General features: G+C 69.8%; 18 protein-coding genes. 8 read left to right on the top strand and 10 right to left on the bottom strand.

The window, feature by feature from the left end; genetic code table 11:
* From B2P18_RS00435 to B2P18_RS00425, 3 genes are all read right to left on the bottom strand, one after another.
* On the bottom strand, positions 1 to 1,127 hold a 1,127-nt coding region (locus B2P18_RS00435; RefSeq protein WP_286955318.1), incomplete at its 3' end, for a glycosyltransferase.
* A 25-nt stretch (positions 1,128 to 1,152) separates the two neighbouring features.
* Entirely contained in the window at positions 1,153 to 2,025 is an 873-nt protein-coding gene (locus B2P18_RS00430; RefSeq protein WP_286955315.1) for a glycosyltransferase, read from the bottom strand.
* Complete coding sequence (locus tag B2P18_RS00425; protein ID WP_286955313.1) at positions 2,022 to 3,011, bottom strand: glycosyltransferase family 2 protein; 990 nt, start codon at positions 3,009 to 3,011, stop codon at positions 2,022 to 2,024. The genes B2P18_RS00430 and B2P18_RS00425 overlap by 4 nt, the downstream gene beginning before the upstream one ends.
* Before the next feature lie 404 nt (positions 3,012 to 3,415).
* On the opposite strand from B2P18_RS00425, the gene B2P18_RS00420 reads away from it, so the two are divergent.
* Both B2P18_RS00420 and B2P18_RS00415 read left to right on the top strand, forming a co-directional pair.
* On the top strand, positions 3,416 to 4,876 hold the full coding sequence (locus B2P18_RS00420) for a lipopolysaccharide biosynthesis protein (protein WP_349677479.1): 1,461 nt from the start codon (positions 3,416 to 3,418) through the stop codon (positions 4,874 to 4,876).
* 6 nt (positions 4,877 to 4,882) lie between these two features.
* Positions 4,883 to 6,070: a hypothetical protein gene (locus B2P18_RS00415; protein ID WP_286955310.1), complete on the top strand. Its 1,188-nt coding sequence runs from the start codon at positions 4,883 to 4,885 to the stop codon at positions 6,068 to 6,070.
* A gap of 81 nt (positions 6,071 to 6,151) precedes the next feature.
* Here B2P18_RS00415 and B2P18_RS00410 read toward each other — a convergent pair whose 3' ends face one another.
* Genes B2P18_RS00410 through B2P18_RS00395 form a run of 4 tightly spaced genes read right to left on the bottom strand, consistent with a single transcriptional unit; the run spans position 6,152 to position 10,185 of the window.
* Positions 6,152 to 6,694, bottom strand: a complete 543-nt coding sequence (locus tag B2P18_RS00410; RefSeq protein ID WP_239265157.1) for an acyltransferase — start codon at positions 6,692 to 6,694, stop codon at positions 6,152 to 6,154.
* A gap of 2 nt (positions 6,695 to 6,696) precedes the next feature.
* Entirely contained in the window at positions 6,697 to 8,055 is a 1,359-nt protein-coding gene (locus B2P18_RS00405) for an O-antigen ligase family protein (RefSeq protein ID WP_286955308.1), read from the bottom strand.
* Positions 8,052 to 8,978, bottom strand: coding sequence for a Wzz/FepE/Etk N-terminal domain-containing protein (locus B2P18_RS00400; RefSeq protein WP_286955307.1), 927 nt, complete (start codon positions 8,976 to 8,978; stop codon positions 8,052 to 8,054). The genes B2P18_RS00405 and B2P18_RS00400 overlap by 4 nt, the downstream gene beginning before the upstream one ends.
* Before the next feature lie 52 nt (positions 8,979 to 9,030).
* A complete protein-coding gene (locus B2P18_RS00395; protein ID WP_286955305.1) occupies positions 9,031 to 10,185 on the bottom strand; it encodes a glycosyltransferase family 2 protein in 1,155 nt (384 codons plus the stop codon).
* A gap of 205 nt (positions 10,186 to 10,390) precedes the next feature.
* Between B2P18_RS00395 and B2P18_RS00390 the strand changes: the two genes are divergently transcribed.
* Positions 10,391 to 10,669, top strand: coding sequence for a F0F1 ATP synthase subunit epsilon (locus B2P18_RS00390; protein ID WP_019285651.1), 279 nt, complete (start codon positions 10,391 to 10,393; stop codon positions 10,667 to 10,669).
* A 9-nt stretch (positions 10,670 to 10,678) separates the two neighbouring features.
* On the top strand, positions 10,679 to 11,113 hold the full coding sequence (locus tag B2P18_RS00385; RefSeq protein ID WP_286955303.1) for a DUF2550 family protein: 435 nt from the start codon (positions 10,679 to 10,681) through the stop codon (positions 11,111 to 11,113).
* 50 nt (positions 11,114 to 11,163) lie between these two features.
* On the opposite strand, the gene B2P18_RS00380 is transcribed toward B2P18_RS00385, so the two are convergent.
* Positions 11,164 to 11,784 carry a cob(I)yrinic acid a,c-diamide adenosyltransferase gene (locus tag B2P18_RS00380; protein WP_286955301.1) on the bottom strand — a complete coding sequence of 207 codons (621 nt, stop codon included), beginning with the start codon at positions 11,782 to 11,784 and terminating at the stop codon, positions 11,164 to 11,166.
* A gap of 182 nt (positions 11,785 to 11,966) precedes the next feature.
* Between B2P18_RS00380 and B2P18_RS00375 the strand changes: the two genes are divergently transcribed.
* From B2P18_RS00375 to B2P18_RS00365, 3 genes are all read left to right on the top strand, one after another.
* On the top strand, positions 11,967 to 12,326 hold the full coding sequence (locus tag B2P18_RS00375; protein ID WP_286955299.1) for an STAS domain-containing protein: 360 nt from the start codon (positions 11,967 to 11,969) through the stop codon (positions 12,324 to 12,326).
* A 68-nt stretch (positions 12,327 to 12,394) separates the two neighbouring features.
* On the top strand, positions 12,395 to 14,440 hold the full coding sequence (locus B2P18_RS00370; protein WP_376783722.1) for a protein meaA: 2,046 nt from the start codon (positions 12,395 to 12,397) through the stop codon (positions 14,438 to 14,440).
* Positions 14,441 to 14,446: 6 nt separating this feature from the next.
* Complete coding sequence (locus B2P18_RS00365) at positions 14,447 to 15,070, top strand: histidine phosphatase family protein (protein WP_286955294.1); 624 nt, start codon at positions 14,447 to 14,449, stop codon at positions 15,068 to 15,070.
* 30 nt (positions 15,071 to 15,100) lie between these two features.
* On the opposite strand, the gene B2P18_RS00360 is transcribed toward B2P18_RS00365, so the two are convergent.
* Positions 15,101 to 16,009, bottom strand: a complete 909-nt coding sequence (locus B2P18_RS00360) for a hypothetical protein (protein WP_286955292.1) — start codon at positions 16,007 to 16,009, stop codon at positions 15,101 to 15,103.
* A 59-nt stretch (positions 16,010 to 16,068) separates the two neighbouring features.
* Positions 16,069 to 16,764 carry an endonuclease NucS gene (gene nucS, locus B2P18_RS00355; RefSeq protein WP_286955291.1) on the bottom strand — a complete coding sequence of 232 codons (696 nt, stop codon included), beginning with the start codon at positions 16,762 to 16,764 and terminating at the stop codon, positions 16,069 to 16,071.
* Positions 16,765 to 16,947: 183 nt separating this feature from the next.
* On the opposite strand from nucS, the gene B2P18_RS00350 reads away from it, so the two are divergent.
* Positions 16,948 to 18,708 carry a 3-hydroxybutyryl-CoA dehydrogenase gene (locus B2P18_RS00350; protein WP_349677478.1) on the top strand — a complete coding sequence of 587 codons (1,761 nt, stop codon included), beginning with the start codon at positions 16,948 to 16,950 and terminating at the stop codon, positions 18,706 to 18,708.
* Positions 18,709 to 18,824: the final 116 nt, after the last annotated feature.

The raw sequence follows: 18,824 nt of genomic DNA, 5'->3' as shown, positions 1-18,824 counted from the left end.
AGCGCCTGCGCCAGCAGGTCGGCGCGGCCGGCGGGGATCACGTGCCCGGTCTGACCGTCGCGGACCAGCTCCGTGACCCCGGCGATGCGGGTGGTGACGACCGGGAGCTCGGTGGACATCGCCTCCATGAGCACGACGGGCAGGCCCTCCTGGAAGCTCGGCAGGCAGAACACGTCGGCCTCGCGGTACTCGAGGGGGAGGTCGTCCTGGCCCAGCGGCCCCACGAGCTCGACGACGTCCCCCAGCGCGCGCGCGGCGATGGTGGCGGCCAGCGTCTCGTGCAGCGGCCCGGCGCCGACCATGCGGACCCGGAGGGGGACGCCGGCGTCGCGCAGCTCGGTCACGGCGTCGAGCAGGACCGGCCCGCCCTTCTCCGGGACCAGGCGACCGACATACAGAACCCGCAGGGGCTCGCCCTCGGTCCGCACGCGGCCCTCGGGCGGCGGGGGATAGGCCTCGGGGTCGACCGTCATCCGCACGACGTCGAGCCGTGGCCACACCGCGGGGTCGACCATGCGCATGAGCTGGCTGCGGCAGAAGTCTGAGATGCAGGCAACCCCGCCCGCGGACCGGACCTTGGCGGGGAGGTCGAAGCGCTGCACGGCCTCGAACTCGGTCGGGCCGTGCATGCTGAAGCTCCAGGACCAGTCCTCGCCGAGGTCCTTCGCGAGGGCCACCGTCAGCCGGGCGACGTCGGCGGCGGCGTTGGCGAAGTGCACGTGCACGTGCCGCAGCCCTCGTCGCCGCATCTCGCGATGCAAGGTGACGGCCTCGGCGAAGTAGAACAGCTGCCAGAGGCGGGCCCTCGGTGTCAGCTCGCCGGTGCGCAGGGCCCGGGAGAGGCCGCGCAGCCAGGCGTCGGGCTGGGTGCGCAGCAGGGCCAGGTTGGCCAGGGCGGCGCGGCGCTTGTCCTTGACGACGTAGGTCGTGCGTGCGTCCTCGCGCATCGCCTGGGAGGCCAGCTGCTGCTGAGGACAGGGGTTGAGCGTGAAGGTGTCGACCCGGGTGCCACGCTCCCGGAGCGCATGCACCTCACGCTCGATGAAGGCGTGCGAGAGGGCGGGGTACTGGCTGACGAGGTAGGCGACGGCGAGGTCGTCCGACCCCTGCGGCTGGGCGGTGGTCACGGAGCTCCTTGGGGTGACGGGCTGGTCAGCGCGTGGACGTGTCTCGCTCCCACGCGGCGGTCGTGGTGCGACGGGCCTCGCGTCGGGCGTAGGCCGTGACGAGCACGTAGACGAGGGCGGACGGGATCATGGACGGACGCCGCACGATCAGGTCGACGAGGGCCTTGGAGGTGGATCGCGTGGACGTGGAGAAGTCCGGCGTGCGGCCGTCGTCGACCATCGCGCCCGGATCCTCCTGCGCCAGCTGGGCGTTGCCGCGAGCCACGCGGGTGCGCACCTTGACGAGCTGGCGGAGCGTCCGCGGGACCTGCACCTCGAAGGTGCCGTCGACGATGATCCGCTCGTCCAGGGAGAAGATGCGCTGCGCGAACAGGTCGTCGCCGAGCAGGTCGGGGAACTCGACGAAGCGGGACCGGCCGGCGCGAGACATCCCGTAGACGCCGAGGCCAACCAGCTTGTCCTGCACGTAGGGCAGCTCGGCGAAGACGTCGTAGAACGCGCGCACGGGCCAGGTGGCCCGGGCGGTGGCGAACCGCACCTGGGGCGCGGCGGCTCGCGGCAGATCCGTGTCGAGGACGTGGACCATGGCGTCCAGGGCGTCCGCGTCGAGGACGATGTCGGCGTCCAGATAGATGCGGGGGAAGGCCGTGGCGACGGCGTCGGCCGCGTTGATGGCCTGGACCTTGGAGGGGGCGGGCAGGTCCAGCACCTGCACGCCCGTATGCCGGCGGGCGCGCTCCACCGTGTCGTCGGTGCAGCCGTTGGCCGCGACGACCACCTCGAGGCGCCCGGCGCGAGCGTCTTCGTCCAAGGCCTCGAGGCAGCGGTCGATCACCCCGCCCTCGTCGTGGGCGGGGATGATCACGGAGGCGCGTGGAGCATCGAGGGGCGTGCTCACGGGCGAACGTCCTCGTAGGTGCGGCCGGTCTCGCGGTCCTTGGCGGCGAGCCGCCGGGCATAGACGGCGCCCAGCGCAGGCGCCCTGCGCAGGACCTCGGCCTTGAGCCTGATGCGTCGAGCGCTGGGCATGAGCTGCGAGGCCACGGCGAAGTGCTCTGCGGCCGTCGGCACGTCACCGCGCCGTAGCGCGGACTCGCCGAGATCGACCTGCTGCACGGCCGAGCCTCGCTCGAGCCGCAGGTCCAGGAATCGGCGCTCCTCGGTGCTGAGACTCGCACCGTGGGCCTCCGCCACGTGGGCGAGGACCTGCTGCTCTCCGGCATACATGCGCTCGCTCTGCGTGGAGAGCGAGCCGGCGGCACGGCGGTAGAGCGCGTGGTGCGCCGTGACGAAGCGGGCGGTCCAGCCAGCGTAGATGGCGCGCGCCCAGAAGTCGTAGTCCTCGCAGACGCGCATCGACTCGTCGAAGCCACCGACCTCCTCCCACATCCGTCGCGGGAAGACGGAGAAGACCGACACGAAGTTGTTCTCCAGGATGCGTCGGCGCTGCTCGGCCGCCGCAGGCGTTCCCGAGGGGAGGACGGTTCGGCCCTGCACGATGCCGGCGCCGCTCATCAGATGCGCGTCGCAGGTGACGAAGGTGCGCTCGTCCCCGCCCGCCAGCCAGCTGTCGACCGCCGTCTGCACGTACGGCGGTAGAAGGATGTCGTCGGCGTCCAGCAGCGCGACCAGCTCACCGCGCGCCTCGCGTATGGCGGAGTTGCGGGCGCCGGGCAGCCCGCGGTTCTCCTGCGTGACCACCCGGACGAGGTCCCCGTAGGCCGCGGCGATGGCCCCGGTCCGGTCGCTCGAGCCGTCGTTCGTGATGACGACCTCGATGTTCGGGTACGTCTGGGTGAGTGCACTCGTCACGGCTGCGCCGAGGAAGGCCTCGGCCTGGTATGCCGGGATGACCACCGACACGAGCGGCTGGCGCGCTGGCATGGGTACTCCAATTCGTGGGCCTCGGTCAGTGTAGGTGCACGTAGCAGCGGGCGTCGGAGGCCGTACTTGCCGTCCGCCTGTGCGCTCGCTGAGCGTGGGCACGCCCTACATTCTGTCATCCGAGGAGCGGCCTCGTGGGTGATTCCGAGCAGCCTAGGCCCTCTGACGTGCAGCAAGATCCCGGAAGCCGCCAAGCCGGGCCGCATGCGCTCGTAGGATAGGCGGGTGCTCCTCACCGTTCATGCCGACCTTGCGCGCCCAGACGCAGCCACCTCTGTGCTGGTTGGGGTGTCCGCGTGACGGCAGGTCCCGATGACACGCCTGCGACGCCCACGGGGTCCACCTCGGCGGCGCGGGTACTCCTCAAGGGTGCGAGCTGGCAGACTCTGGCCCAGGTCGCCCCCTTGGCGCTCAACCTGATCCTGACCCCCATCGTCTACCAAGGACTGGGGGTGGAGGCGTACGGCCTGTTCATCGTCGTGAACAGCATCGCCCTGGCGATAGGTACCTTTGACGGGGGCATCGGAGCGAGCGCCCAGCGGTACTTCACCATCTTTGCCGGCAGAGATGCGCGGGACGAGATGACTCGACTCCTCGTGTCGCTCTTGGGAATCGTGACCTTGGTCTCGCTTGTCCTGTTCACCGGGCTGTGGATGGTCTCACCCGCTGTCGTGCGGTTCTTCCAGGCGTCCCCGGCCATGCAACCCGAGATGACGTTCCTGCTACGCACCATGGTGGTCGTGGTTGGTGTGGCTCTCGTCAGGCAGCTCTTCGCCTGCGTGCTCTACAGCATGCAGAAGTTCGCGATCCCCAGCACCACGGGACTCCTCGGCCATGCCGTCTATGCGGCCGGCATGCTCTGGACCGTCAGGTCCGACCTGGGTCTGTACGGCGTCGCCTACACCTTCATGGCGCAGCAGGTGCTCAGCACGGTGGTGATCATTCCCTCGGCGTTGCGGTTCCTCACGCCGCACGGACTCAGGTTCGTCAGCCGTGCCGAGATGAAGGACTTCTTCGGCTACGCGTGGAAGGCCCAGATCGCCAGCGTGCTCGAGATGCTCGGCCTGCAGGGCGACACCTTCATCGTGGGGCGGTTCGCACCCACGCAGGTCGGGATCTTCGGGCCTGGATCCCAGTTCGCGTTCCAGCTGCGGTCCTTGCCCACCAACGCCGTCGGAGCACCGATGCAGGCGATGATCGGGCGCTGGGTTGGTGAGCACGGGGAGGAAGCCAGCCTGCCACGATTCGAACGCCTGCAACGGCTTTGGGTGCTGTTCATCTCCGGGTGGGTGGCGGTAGGAGCTCCCGCCTGCTACTTCGGCGTTGTCGAGTGGCTTCACATCCCAACCCGGCTGCCTGGTGAGGTGGCCGCGCTGGCACTCATCGGGCACTTCTGGCCGATGCTCGCCGTACCCACCATCCTGTGGGTGCTGACGCTGGGCCGCCCAGAGCTGGACATGCGGTACGGCCTGGTCAACGTGTCACTCAACCTGTCGATGACCCTGGCCTTCATCATCCCCTTCGGCGTCCTGGGATCCGTGGCCGCTACCGTCATCGCGCAGCTCGTTGCCTATCTCTTCCTGCTTCGGCAGATAGACAGGCACTTGCCTTCACCCCCGCGGTCGCCACTACGGGACGTCCCTTTCCTGGAGATGCTGTGCAGCGGTTCCGTGGCCTACCTCTGCGTGTACGGGGTCTCGCTGGTCATCGACGCCGGCTACATCCCGCAGGGCGCGGTGGCTCTGCTGGCCTGCGGGCTCGCTGCAGCCCCGGCCGGGATCCTTTACGTACTGCTGACCGTTGGACCGCGGGAGATCAAAGAGATGCTCGCCCGCCGCCGCAGCGGGCGCGACCTGGTGGCCTGACGCCCGATGCTCAAGAACGACCGCTCGACGAACCTGGGGGACAAACACATGCTCACGACACCCGCTCGCCGATCGCTGGGGGCTGCAGCGATCGTCCTCACCATGGGTGGGCTGGCCGCCTGCACCGGCTCCCCAGACTCGCCCGACACCCCGACGTCGCCGTCCGCCAAGCCGACGACCTCGACCGGCAGCGGCAGCAGAACGCAGATGGCCCGCGCCGAGGCTCCGACCAAGGTGGCGACGCCCAAGGCTGCCAACACGCCGCCGAGCCGGCTGTTCGCCCCGGACAACGTGTTCAAGCTGGACGTCACCAAGGCGCCGCTCGACAAGGACAGCGCTGCCATGATCAAGAACCTTCAGGGTCAGATCACCCCCCACTGGGGAGGAATCGCTGGGTTCAACACGGACCAGTACAACGCGAGCTACTACGCGGTGGACAGCACCACCCCGAAGCAGGACGTCGCCTTCTACGACTGCCAGAACAAGGGTGCGGCTCCCCCCGGGATCCTGGACGGCCCGGCGATGTTTAAGCAGGTACCGATCCCGGCGAACGCGGTACCGGCCAACGGGACGGACAAGTCGATGTCCATCTACAACCGTGACACCGACCAGCTCTGGGAGTTCTGGGTGATGGAGCGCACCAAGGGCGCGAAGCCGGGCTGGAGAGCGTGCTGGGGTGGGCGCATCGACGATGTCTCCACGGCGCCGGGCTACTACGACCACCCGTTCGGGGTGGCTGCGTCCGGTCTGGCTCATGTCGGCTACATGGTCACGATCGACGAGGCCCGCAAGCGAGAGATCGACCACGCCATGGGACTGGTTCTGATCTCTACAGGCGATGCCAGCCGAATCTGGTATCCCGCGAACCGCAGCGACGGCAACTCCAGCGACCCGACGGCCATCCCCGAAGGCGCTCGTCTCAGGCTGGACCCGTCCGTGGACGTCGAGAAGCTCCAGATCTCACCGGTGGCGAAGGCGATCGCTCGTGCCGCCCAGAAGTACGGCTTCATCGTCGTGGACACGGCGGGCGCCGTGTCCGTCATCGCCGAGTCGGGCCAGCGGGACAAGGCCGCGACGGGAACGGACCCCTGGCCCCAGGTCCTCGGTGGCCAACCCAACTACAAGACCCTCGAAGGGTTTCCCTGGGACAAGGTGCAGGTGGTCCAGCGGGAGTACGGCAAGCCGGCCAGCTGACCTGACGTCCGACACACCAGAGGGCCTCCGCCTCAAGGGCGGAGGCCCTCTGCTGTGTCTCCGGGGTGCTCCTGAAGGTTCTCAGCGGCGGCGGATCTCACGTGCAGGTGCGCCTGCCATGACGGCTCCTGGCGTCACCTCGCCGCGCACGACCGAATGGGCCGCGATGACCGCGCCGTCGCCGATCCGGGCACCGGGCAGGATCGTGCAGCCGGCGCCGATCCACACGTCGTCGCCGATGACCACACCGTCCCCGGACCATGGCTGGTCCACGATCCTGGTGCCAGACGTGATGCCGTGGTTGGACCCGATGATCGACGAGTGCTGGCTGATCAAGCAGTCCCGTCCGACGATGATGGGTGCCCCCGAGCAGCGAATGTTGTTGAACTCGCCGACGTAGGTGCGGTCCCCGATGACGAGCCTGGCGCCCGACAGACCGCCGCCGTCGTCGCAGAACACGACGGTGGGCCCCGAGATGTACACGCCCTTGCCCAGCGCGACGCGGGTCGGATCGCCCCGAAAGATGGCTCGTGCCGTCACGTAGGCGCCCGGGTTCCTCCGGCGGAGCTGCTCCTTGGGGAGCCACTCCTCCCGAGCGAGTCGGTAGACGTCCTTGAGGCCCATGGCTACCTTCCTGTCCGTGCGGGATCCGCTGTGTCGTTCGCCCGCTCTGCCAGGGCACCGGCGTCGCGCACCGGGTGCTTGATCATGAGGTGCCGGCCGGCGATGCCGGCGACGAGCCAGACCAGGGTGTTGGGCAGCGGGAAAGGGTTGGGGCTGGTCATCGTGGGCACCAGCCAGGCGAAGAAGGCCATCACGACGAACAGCCACCAGCCGTAGTGCTCGGACGTTCGGCGGTCGGGCCGGACGAGAACCACGAAGGGCCCGGCCGCGCACACGATGACCCAGAGCAGACCCCCGATCAACCCCGTCTCGACGGCGCGGGAGAGGAAGACGTTGTGGATCTCGATGGTGACGGTGGTGATGGGGTAGACCGGCGACTGCCTGACCCACTCCACCCCGTGATCGATGAAGGTGGACCATCCCACGCCGAACAGCGGGTGCTGGTCGAGGGCCCGCCATCCGGCCTCGTAGGTGTTGGCGCGATCGTAGAGCGAGCGAGACGTGCTGAAGCGGGAGGTCACCAGCTCGTAGACCGCCGGGATGGCCACGACGGCAGCTGTCCCCATGACCGCAACGGCTGCACCGGCAGGGACCAGCCAACGTCGGAGGGTGGGCACGAGCAGGGCCACGGCGAGGATCCCCAGCAGGGCGCCGGCCCAGGCAGACCTGGTCGCTGTCAGGACGACACCGACCATGCACGCCGGAATGGTGACGAGGGCCAGCCAGCGCCACGCGCCGCGGAAGCGGTACACCGCGAACCCGGCCGCGAACATGCAGAGGTTCATGGTGAACCCGTTGGCCTCACCGGTCAGGAACGGACCCACCGCGCGACTGTCGCCGGCGACGAGCGGGTTCGTGTCGAGGAAGGTGATGATGTACCGCGGGAAGACCAGCTGGCGCGGACCCACGATGGTGAAGAACGAGGTGACGCCGAGGTAAAGGCCCATGGGAACCAAGGTCTTGAGCAGCAGGTCCCGCCGGCGCCTGGTGGTGAAGACCAGGGCCCCGACGAGCAGCATGACGAAGGGAACGATGATCCGATCGAGCAGGGCGTAGAAGCCCTGTGCCGTGAGCAGTGTGTTCGCAGTGAGCGCGGACCAGGCCGTCCAGAGCACGGTGAAGATCATTGCTCCGTACACCGGCCTCCAGCGCAGCCTGTCCCGAGACGGCTCGAGCACCAGCAGCGTGAGGCTGCCGAGGAGGATCACCCGGTCCAGGGGCACAGGGATGCCGAACTCACCCCACTGCCCCGAGAACATGTTGGCCACGAGGTAGGCCAGCATCGACCACACGTAGAGCGGGACCGGCTCGGACCCCACCGGTCGCGCGGTGGGGGTCGGCGCCGTGGCGACCTCGGTCACGCCTCGTCGCCTCGGGTGGCGCCGTGGTCGCGCAGGACGTCCACCTCGTGCTGCCCGCCCTGCCCGTGCCGGCCGACGACAGCCGCCTCCGCACGGCGCCCGGAGCGAGCGTTGCGGCGGTCGAGCAGCACGGCGAGCAGGAGCGCGAGACCGAGGCCGAGGACCAGGCCGCCGAGTGCGTAGCGCTGCTGGTTGGAGGCCTTGGTCGACTCCGCGAGCTCGGCGGGCTTGACGACGATCAGGTTGGCGGCCTGGGACCCCTGGGAGATCTGCTGGCGGTACTTCTCCGACAGGGCGTCCATCTGTGCTTGCAGGACGGCCGTCCGCGACGCCGTCTGTGCAGCCCTCTGCTGGGCGGCGGCGACGGTGGCAGCCGGTCGATCGCCGCCGATGGCGCGCTGAGCGGTCGTGTTGGCGGCCTCGCTGGCTGCCTTGGCCTGGCCCCAGTCGGAGGCGACCTTGTTCAGCTGCTGGAGCGTGACGGCGGGGTCGCTCTCGCCCTTCTTGGAGTTGACGGCCTCAGCGAGGTCGTCGGCAGCCTTCTGCGCCGACTGGACGGCAGCTTCCTTGTCCGGGCTCTTGGCCTCGATGCGGATGACGTTGGAGTCCGGGATGGGGGAGGCCGTGACCTCGGTGCCGGCTGGGATGTCGCCCTTGCCCTCGACGCCACGATCGTTGACCCAACGGGCGTAGTTGGCGGCCATCTGCTGGGTGGCCTGAGGAAATCCTGTGATAGCCCCGGCGGAGATGTTGCCGCTGCCCACGGTGATGCGTGCCTCGGCGGTGTAGATGGGTGCCTTCGCCGCACCGAGCATGTAGCCCACGACGGCCAGCGCGAGCGGAATGGCCACCGCGAGCCACCACCGCTTGGCGAGCGCCGAGAGTGGGGAGGACGGGGTGGTCTGGGGGTGTGCTGTGGTCACGAGACTCCTTCAGAGGGACGGTCGGACCGTCGTGGTGCTGTCGTTGGGGGTATCAGTGGTCGGTCGTTGGTGCAGGGGCCGCGTCGACCCGCCGCCCGGCGGCCACGACGTAGGCCTCTCGGCGCCGTCGGCTCACGCGCGTGCCCATCCCCAAGGGGAGCATGCTGAGCAGCGCGACCGAGATCGCGGCCGGCGTCGGGCGCACGCGGAGGCTATCCAGAGCCGACCTCCGGGCGCGGCGTCCGTCGCCCAGCAGCAGATACTCGCGCGCCAACCTGGCATCGTCCTGAGCCATCCGCTGGCGGAAGACCTCCGCGTCACCGTGCCGACCCGATGCCATGGCCTCACGAAGGATCCACTGGGATGCCTCCAGGCTCGGGACGACGTTCTTGACGCTGTCGTTGGCGCCGTGGATCCGGTAACGCACCAGTGGGCGCCGCACGTACCAGCTCGACGCTGCGTCCTCGGCAGCCGACACCACAAGGAAGAGATCGTACGACGTTCCCGCCTGCGCAGGAACGGCATCCCAGTCGATGGCCGAGCGCCGGAGCAGCGCCCCGGCCAAGGTCACGGCGCCCTGGGCCGCGATCGCGCTGAACGGTGTGTGCAACCCCTCAGGCAAGGACTCTCGGTGGGTGTCGTGCTGCAGGGTGGTGGTCGCCTCGGCCAGCTCATGCCCTGCGACGTCCACGAGCTGGAGGTCGCAGAACGACGCGGTCAGCTCGGGCCGGTCCGCGAAGGGTGCCGCGAGCGTCTCGAGCGCATCCGGCTCGAAGGCGTCGTCGTCGTCGAGCTTGATCACCAGCTCGCCGGTGGCCCGGCGGAAGCCGTCGATCGCGTTCGCCATCATCCCGATGTTCTCCGGACGGCCGACGTAGGTGATGCGGTCGTCGTCGAACGAGGCCACCACCTCGCGGGTCTCGGGGTCGTCGGCGTTGTCGCAGACGATGACCTCCAGGTCCCGCAGGGTCTGTCCGAGGACCGACCCCAGGGCCTCGCGCAGCATCGCGGTCCGCTTGTACGTCGGTACGACGACGGAGACCAGTGGCGGTCTGTCGTTCGCGGTCATGGTCGTCTCCCCCCAGAGGTGCTGGCACCACCCAGGGCCGACTCGCGCGAGCCGCATCCCTGGCTGGTCTTGGCATTCAGCGTCCAGGTTACCCAGCGTGCTCGCCTGACGGCAGCCCCTTGTCGAAGCCCACTCCATGTGCGGAACTAGGTGCCTCGTGGTAGTCGGAAATGACGCAATGTGTAAGCACTAGATCGACATCTAGTCACATTTCACCATTCTTTCGGACTAGTCACCACGCAACGGACACCATCATGGATTTCGCCCTTTCGGCGCGGTCCGTGGCTCCTCGTCCGGGCTTGTAGCATGAGACGAATCGTCCCCGAGGGTGGAGGAGCCTTCCGTGCCACTGCAGGTCCAACTCGTTTCCGCGGATCGTCCGGTCTGGGAGGGCGAGGCCTCCGCCGTCACCGCCCGCACCACCGAGGGCGAGCTCGGCATCCTGCCGGGCCACGCACCGCTGCTGGGTGTCCTGGTCGAGGGCCAGGTCTCCATCACCTCCGGCGAGGGGCGCCAGGTCGTCCAGATCGACTCCGGCTTCCTCTCCGTGCACGACGACAAGGTGACGTTGGTCGCGGAGCACGTGGACACCGACGCGGCACCTCGCGCCGAGCGCCACTAGGTCGCGACGGTGGCGGGCATTGAGGTCGCGGAGATCGCGGTCGCCGGTGCCCTCCTGCTGCTCGTCCTGCTCACGACGCTGGTCTTCGTGCGTCGACGCCTGATCTCCGACGGCGCACCGATGTTCCTCTGTGCCGTCCGTCCCACGCGTGAGGATCCCTGGCGCCTGCGACTGGCGCGCTACGACACCGACGCTCTGCTCTTCTTCACCCTCTCCGGGGTGTCCCTCGTGCCGAGCCACGTGATGCCGCGAGCGGGGGTCGAGGTGCTGGGCGTCCACACGCCGTCCCGTGGGGAGTTCCCGTCCCTGATCGACGACCCGCTCGTCATGCGCTGCGCCCAGGGCGAGGTGGCCTTCGACCTGGCTCTGCCGCGTGACGACTGCACCGCGGTCCGGTCCTGGCAGGAGGCGCGGCCACCCGGTCGTCCCCCGCGCGCAGCCTGAGATCGCCTGGCGCGCGCCGACCACAGAGCCCTTCAGCCGCGACCGGGCGATCAGCTGGAGCGACCGCCGCCCGGCTGCCAGAGGACATCGCCACCTGCCTCGAGGTTCGCGACGCGGGCGAGGATGAACAGCAGGTCCGAGAGGCGGTTCAGGTACTTCGCGGTGAGCACGTTGACGCCGCCCTCGCCTTTGTCGGCTCCCTCGGGGGCGGGCTGGTCGCCATACTGCTCGATGGCCGCCCAGGTGCTCCGCTCGACCCTCCTCACGACGGTGCACGCGAGGTGCAGGTAGGCCGATCCGGGCGTCCCGCCCGGGAGGATGAACGACCGGAGCTTGTCGAGCTCGCCGTTGTAGCGGTCGCAGTCGGCCTCGAGCTCGTCGATCCACGGCGCCTGGACCCGCAGGGGCGGGTACTCCGGGGTCTCGCTGCGCAGCGGGTTGCACAGGTCCGCTCCGACGTCGAAGAGGTCGTTCTGGATCCGCGTGAGGGTGGAGACGACGTCCTCGCGCAGCGACCCAGCCGCGACGGCGATCCCCAGGGCGGCGTTCGCCTCGTTGCTGTCCGCGTAGGCCTGCAGTCGCGGGTCGGTCTTGCTGGTGCGCGAGAAGTCGCCGAGGTGGGTGGTGCCGTCGTCGCCGGTCCGGGTGTAGATGCGCGTGAGGTTGACCATGACGGCATCGTCGCACGCGCGTCTGAGCCGGCCTCGGCCGGGAACCGACGCAGCCCTGCCGAGGAAGGGCACCCTAGGTGTTCAATGGGTGACGACACATCACTTTGAGTACTCGGCTGCTGGTGGTCGCACCGGTCAGCCACGTGGGGGCCCTCATGGCCAGAGCGCGCACGCATCCTTCGGTGACGACGGTGGAGGTCGTCGTGCCCGGGGCCGAGCTGCGGGTCACCGGTCGACTGGACGCCGGCAACGACCACCAGCTGCGCGAGGAGCTGCACCGGGCCATCGTCCTCGGTGAGGGTGAGCTGGTCCTCGACCTGGCGGAGGCCGAGATCCACGACTCGACCGCGCTCGCCCTCGTGGCCGGCGTGCACCACAGGGCGGCGCGCGAGGGACGCACGCTGGTCATCGTCGACCCGTCCGACCGCTTCGAGCGGGTGGTCGCCGCGATGCGTCTGGGCAAGGTCCTGCAGCGCCGCCGTCGTGCGACCTCCGCACCTGTGTCCACCGTCACCGTCGGCAGGCCTCCCGCCCAGGGCTGACCCGCCGGTAGTTTGCCGACATGGCTGACGAGCAGATGACCGAGCGCCCCAAGGACCGACCGTGGGTGATGCGGACCTATGCCGGTCACTCCTCGGCCGCCGCCAGCAACGCGCTCTACCGCACCAACCTCGCCAAGGGGCAGACCGGTCTGTCCGTCGCCTTCGACCTGCCCACCCAGACGGGGCACGACCCGGACCACGTGCTCGCGCGCGGCGAGGTCGGCAAGGTGGGCGTCCCGGTGAGCCACGTCGGCGACATGCGCGCGCTCTTCGACGGCATCCCGCTCGCGGAGATGAACACCTCCATGACCATCAACGCCACGGCAATGTGGCTGCTCGCGCTCTACGACGCCGTGGCGGAGGAGCAGGCCGAGGCCGCTGGAGCCGACCCCCTCGAGACCCGGCGGAGGCTGGCGGGCACCACGCAGAACGACATCGTCAAGGAGTACCTCAGCCGAGGCACCCACGTCTTCGGCCCGGGACCCTCGCTGCGGCTGATCACCGACATGATCGCCTTCACCGTCACCGAGATCCCGCGGTGGAACCCCATCAACATCTGCAGCTATCACCTGCAGGAGGCCGGCGCGACCCCCGTGCAGGAGCTCGCCTACTCCCTGTCGACGGCCACGGCCGTGCTCGACGCCGTCGTCGCCGCGGGTCAGGTGCCTCAGGAGAGCCTGGGCGACGTCGTCGGCCGCATCTCCTTCTTCGCCAACGCCGGCGTGCGCTTCGTCGAGGAGATGTGCAAGATGCGGGCGTTCGTCCAGCTGTGGGACGAGCTGACGCAGGAGCGCTACGGCGTGCAGGACCCCAAGCAGCGCCGCTTCCGCTACGGCGTGCAGGTCAACAGCCTGGGCCTGACGGAGGCGCAGCCGGAGAACAACGTGCAGCGCATCGTCCTCGAGATGCTCGCCGTCACCCTGTCCAAGGACGCCCGCGCCAGGGCCGTGCAGCTGCCGGCCTGGAACGAGGCCCTCGGTCTACCTCGGCCCTGGGACCAGCAGTGGTCCCTGCGCATCCAGCAGGTGCTGGCCTACGAGTCGGACCTGCTCGAGCACGAGGACATCTTTGCCGGCTCCACCGTGGTCGAGGCCAGGGTCGCCGAGCTGGTCGCCGGGGCCAAGGAGGAGATGGCTCGGATCGAGGCGATGGGTGGCGTCATCGAGGCGGTCGAGTCCGGCTACCTCAAGTCCGCGCTCGTCGCCTCGCACGCCGAGCGCCGGCGGCGCATCGAGGCCGGCGTCGACAAGGTCGTCGGCGTCAACTGCTTCCAGGGCACCGAGCCCAGCCCGCTCACGGCGGACCTCGACACGGCCATCCACGTGGCCGACCCGGACGTGGAGGAGCGAGCCGTCGAGGCGGTGCGCCGCTGGCGGGACGAGCGCGACGCTGACCCGGACCGACGTGCGGCGGCCCGGGACGCGCTGGAGCGGCTGCGGACCGACGCGGCCTCCACGACCAACCTGATGGCCGCGTCCATCCAGTGCGCCAGGGCGGGCGTGACCACGGGGGAGTGGACCGACGCGCTGCGGGAGGTCTTCGGCGAGTACCGCGCGCACACGGGCGTCTCCTCCGCGCCGGTGGCGGGCGGTCCTGACCGTATGTCGACCGCCGAGGACAGCGGGGTCACCGACTGGCGCGGTGAGCTGGCCGACGTCCGGGACGCGGTGCGGCGCACCGGCGACGAGCTCGGCACCCACCTGCGCTTCCTCGTGGGCAAGCCGGGGCTGGACGGGCACTCCAACGGCGCCGAGCAGGTGGCGGTGCGGGCGCGCGACGCGGGGTTCGAGGTCGTCTACCAGGGCATCCGGTTGACACCAGAGCAGATCGTGGCTGCCGCGGTGGCCGAGGACGTGCACGTCGTGGGCCTGTCCATCCTGTCCGGGTCGCACATGTCCCTGGTCCCCGAGGTGCTGACCGGTCTGCGCGAAGCCGGCGTGACGGACGTGCCCGTCGTGGTCGGTGGCATCATCCCGGATGCCGACGCCCGCCGGCTGCGGGAGCTGGGCGTGGCCGCGACCTTCACGCCCAGGGACTTCGGGCTCAACGACATCATGGTCCGAGTGGTTGACGTCATCCGTGAGGCACGAGGGCTCGCGCCGCGGCTAGAGTGAGGGCCCATGAGCGACCTGCAGTGCCCTGCAACGCTGCTCGTCGCCCGCGACGGCCATGCGGCGTACGCCCACCCGGGCCTCCTCACCGACGACGGCGGGTGGCTCACGGACGTGGGCGCCACCCAGATGGTCGTCCTGGCCGAGCGACTGGCCGCCGACCCGTCGGTGCGCATCTCCGCGGTCTACAGCAGCCCTCTCGCGCGCTCCGTCCAGAGCGGGCGACTCGTCTCCGACGCGCTCGGGGTGCCCCACGAGGTGGTCGGCGGGCTGGAGGAGCGCGCGGTCGGGGAGCTGGCCGGACAGCAGGTGGGCAACCCCGTCATGGCGCACGTCATGCACGCCTGGCTGACGGGCGACCTCAGCGCCACCGTCCCCGGGGCCGAGGACGGCCATCAGGTGGTGAGCCGCGCCCGACAGGCGCTGGAGTCCATCGCCGACGAGCACCGCGGGGAGTCCGTGCTCGTGCTGGCCCACCGGTGGATCATGGCCGCCGTCCTTCCCCGGCTGTGCCTCAACGTGCGGGACGATCTCGCGATCGACCACGTGGTGCCGCACGGCGTGCCGGCACGGGTGCGCATCGACGCCGATGGCTGGGTCCTCGACGAGTGGCCGGGCCTGGTGCGGGGATAGGGCTGGATTCCGGTCACCGCGCGGCCGCTGTCAGCCCCGGGACGCTGGCTCCAGCGCCGCCAGGACTTCGGCGTCGGCGTCCGGGTGCAACTTGCGGGCGAACGGTGCGCCGTAGAGGACGGCTTCTTGGACGATGTCCGGCGTGAGCCACTCGGGGCTGGAGCTCCCCTCGGTGAAGTGCGAGTGCGTCGTGGGCAGGTCGATGATGGCGACGGACCCGTCTGCGTGCAGCGCGGTGGCGATGTACAGCTCGTCCGGCACCTTGCACGAGGCGACGAACGCTCGCTCTTCGGGGTGCTCGTGATAGCGACTCCGGAGAACCTCGACGGCTTCGCGGGACAGAACCTTCCACTGGCTCGCCTTGTGCACCTCGCGCCGCTCGCCCCTGCGAGCGCGGCCGATCCACCAGCGATGATCGTTGCGTCGGGGCGACTCCCCGACGTGGAAACGCCCCCGTGCGAGCAGCGTGAGCCGCCAAGCAGCGGCGACGGCAACTCGCCGGACGACGGCGGGCAGAGCCGGGCCGTCGACGATGCGCCATGTGACGTCGACAGTGACTGGCTCGGGGTCGTCGCCGCACAGGAGAGCGCCGGGGTGTCGAGCAGCGGTCTCTTGCTCCCAGGCGGCAAGGTCGACCACGGGGTAGTCCTGACCGGAGATGATGACGTAGTAGTCGGCGTCGAAGGCCTGGGAGGCGCGGGCGTAGCACTCCAGCTCGGCGTCGACCAGGCTCCAGTCACCCCACCGGGTGTGGATGTCGCTGGCCAGCAGCAGTGCACCGGTCGCCTCGAGCGGAGTGGGATCGAACGTCGCCTCGGTCCCGAAGCGTACGAGGATTCCTGCCTCGGGAGACTGCTCCTGGATCCGGCGCACCAAACGGGCGACGGCGTCGGCACGGGTGTGGCAGAGGACGATGTAGCAGAATCGGGGCTCGGTCACACCGCCCGACTCTACCGGGCGGTGAGGGTTGTGGTGGCCGTTCCCGGGTGAGTGCGAGGTCAGAACAGGCGGGAGGCCGAGGTGTCGATGCCCTTGAGGTCGTCGTAGTCCAGGGTCACGCAGCGGATGCCCCGGTCGGTGGCCAGCGTCCGGGCCTGCGGCTTGATGAGCTGGGCGGCGAAGACGCCGGTGACGGGAGCGAGGGCGGGGTCGCGGTTGAGCAGCTCGAGGTAGCGCGTCAGCTGCTCGACGCCGTCGATCTCGCCGCGCCGCTTGATCTCGACCGCCACGTGGCCGCCGCCCTCGTCCTTGCACAGGATGTCGACCGGCCCGATGGCCGTCATGTACTCCCTGCGCACCAGCGAGTAGCCGTCACCGAGGGTGTGGATGTGCTCGGCCAGGAGCTTCTGCAGGTGCGCCTCGACGCCGTCCTTGACCAGGCCCGGGTCCACCCCCAGGTCGTGCGAGCTGTCGTGCAGGACCTCGTGGATCACGATGCGCAGGGCGTCGCCCGACTTGGCGTTGCGGACGACCCACACGGCCGTGGCGCCCTCGGCGGCCTCGGTCTCGTCGGGCTGGATCTCGGCCAGGGCGCACGGCGGGGTCATCCAGTTGAGCGGCTTGTAGCTGCCGCCGTCGGAGTGCACCAGGACCGAGCCGTCGCCCTTGATCATCAGCAGCCGGGTGGCCAGGGGCAGGTGGGCGGCGAGCCGGCCCTCGTAGTCGACGGCACAGCGGGAGATGACGAGTCGCACGACAGATCACCCTAGTCCGCGCGAGCGGTCCGGGCCGTATGCCGCCGGCCCGCCGCGTGCCCAACCACCGCGAGAGCGCCGGGCGACCGGCATACCCGCCAGTTGTTTTGTGACCAAGCCCGCAGTCCGACAGTCTTGCCACCAGCATCACCCCCCTCAAGACTTCCAGGCATGGAGCGATCGTTGGACACCATCGGAGTGGTCGGGCTCGGCACCATGGGTGCGGGCATCGTCGAGGTCTGTGCACGGCACGGCCTCAGCGTCGTCGCCGTCGACATGGACGACGCCGCCGTCGACCGTGGTCGTGGGCACGTCGAGCGGTCGACGGGCCGGGCCGTCGAGCGCGGCAAGATGCCAGCCGAGGAGCAGCAGGAGATCCTCGGACGGATCACCTTCGCGGCCGACCTCGAGGCGGTCGCCGACTGCGACCTGGTCGTCGAGGCGGTCCCCGAGATCCTCGCCATCAAGCGGGACCTGTTCGCGAGGCTGGACGGCATCGTCAAGGAGTCCTGCGTCCTCGCGACCAACACCTCGAGCCTGTCCGTGACCGAGATCTCCGTGGCGACCAGCCACCCCGAGCGCGTGCTCGGCCTGCACTTCTTCAACCCCGCTCCCGTGCAGAAGCTCGTCGAGATCATCTCCACCGTCGTCACCGACCCCGACATCGTCACGGCCGCCCGCGAGCTCGCCGAGCGCCTCGACAAGACCCCCGTGGTGGTCGGCGACAAGGCCGGGTTCATCGGCAACTACCTGCTCTTCGGCTACCTCAACCACGCCATGAGCATGTACGAGTCGCGCTACGCCACCCGCGAGGACCTCGACGCCGCCATGCAGCACGGCTGCGGCTACCCGATGGGCCCGCTGGCGCTGCTCGACCTGATCGGCCTGGACACGGCCTACCAGGTCCTCGACACGATGTACCGCGAGGGACGCGACAAGCTGCACGCCCCGAGCCCGATCCTCAAGCAGATGGTCACGGCCGGCCTGCTGGGCCGCAAGACCGGCCGCGGGTTCTACACCTACGAGGCGCCCGGCTCCGGCAAGATCGTCGCGGACGCGCTGACCCCCGTCGAGTCGCAGTCTCCCCGGCCCACCCGTGACGTCGCGACGGTCGGCGTCGTCGGCACCGGCACCATGGCCGCCGGCATCGTCGAGGTGTTCGCCAAGGCGGGCTACCCCGTCGTCGTGGTCGGCCGCACCGAGGACAAGGTCGCCGGGGTGTCCGCCGCCATCGCCAAGAGCATGGACCGGGCGATCGGCAAGGGGCGCGCGACGGAGGAGGCCAAGGCCGAGGCGCTCGGTAGCGTCACCGCCGCCACCGACGTCTCCGCGCTCGCCGACGTCGACCTCGTCGTCGAGGCCATCGCCGAGGACGTCGACGTCAAGACCGAGATGTTCCGCCGGCTCGACGAGGTCTGCAAGCAGGGGGCGATCCTCGCCACCACCACGAGCTCGCTGCCCGTCATCCAGGTCGCGGCGGCCACGAGCCGTCCCGGCGACGTCATCGGCATGCACTTCTTCAACCCCGCCCAGGTGATGAAGCTCGTCGAGGTCGTCACGACGGTCTCCACGGAGGGCGACGTCGAGGAGACCGTGCTGCAGCTGTGCCGCACGATCGGCAAGGTGCCGGTCCGCTGCGGCGACCGCGCCGGCTTCATCGTCAACGCGCTGCTCTTCCCCTACCTCAACGACGCCGTCAAGATGCTCGAGGCCCACTACGCGACGGCCGACGACATCGACACGGCGATGAAGAACGGCTGCGCCCTGCCCATGGGCCCGTTCGAGCTGCTGGACGTCGTGGGCCTGGACGTGTCCTACGCGATCCAGCGGCAGCTCTACCTCGAGTTCCGCGACCGCGGCTACGCCCCGGCGCCGCTGCTGGAGCACATGGTCACGGCGGGCTACCTCGGTCGCAAGACCAAGCGGGGCTTCCGCACCTACTGACCACGGCCCGTCTGCCGACGCGCCCTCCCTCTCGCTCCGGCGGAGGGAGGGCGCGACCTTTGCGACAATGGATGCATGCCCCGAGCCAACCGACGCAGCGAGCAGCACGTCCCGCT

This window comes from Arsenicicoccus sp. UBA2120 (genome assembly GCF_002330965.1).
GTDB classification, from domain to species: domain Bacteria; phylum Actinomycetota; class Actinomycetes; order Actinomycetales; family Dermatophilaceae; genus Arsenicicoccus; species Arsenicicoccus bolidensis.
The sequence above is the reverse complement of the archived record's forward strand: the minus strand, read 5'-3'. Positions and strand labels throughout refer to the sequence as shown.

Coding starts and splice junctions, on each gene's coding strand:
- B2P18_RS00425 (WP_286955313.1), bottom strand. CDS start 3,011: ATGCCAGCGCGCCAGCCGCTCGTGTCGGTGGTCATCCCGGCATACCAG.
- B2P18_RS00395 (WP_286955305.1), bottom strand. CDS start 10,185: ATGGAGTGGGCTTCGACAAGGGGCTGCCGTCAGGCGAGCACGCTGGGT.
- B2P18_RS00365 (WP_286955294.1), top strand. CDS start 14,447: ATGAGCGACCTGCAGTGCCCTGCAACGCTGCTCGTCGCCCGCGACGGC.
- B2P18_RS00370 (WP_376783722.1), top strand. CDS start 12,395: ATGCGGACCTATGCCGGTCACTCCTCGGCCGCCGCCAGCAACGCGCTC.
- B2P18_RS00415 (WP_286955310.1), top strand. CDS start 4,883: ATGCTCAAGAACGACCGCTCGACGAACCTGGGGGACAAACACATGCTC.
- B2P18_RS00410 (WP_239265157.1), bottom strand. CDS start 6,694: ATGGGCCTCAAGGACGTCTACCGACTCGCTCGGGAGGAGTGGCTCCCC.
- B2P18_RS00380 (WP_286955301.1), bottom strand. CDS start 11,784: ATGGTCAACCTCACGCGCATCTACACCCGGACCGGCGACGACGGCACC.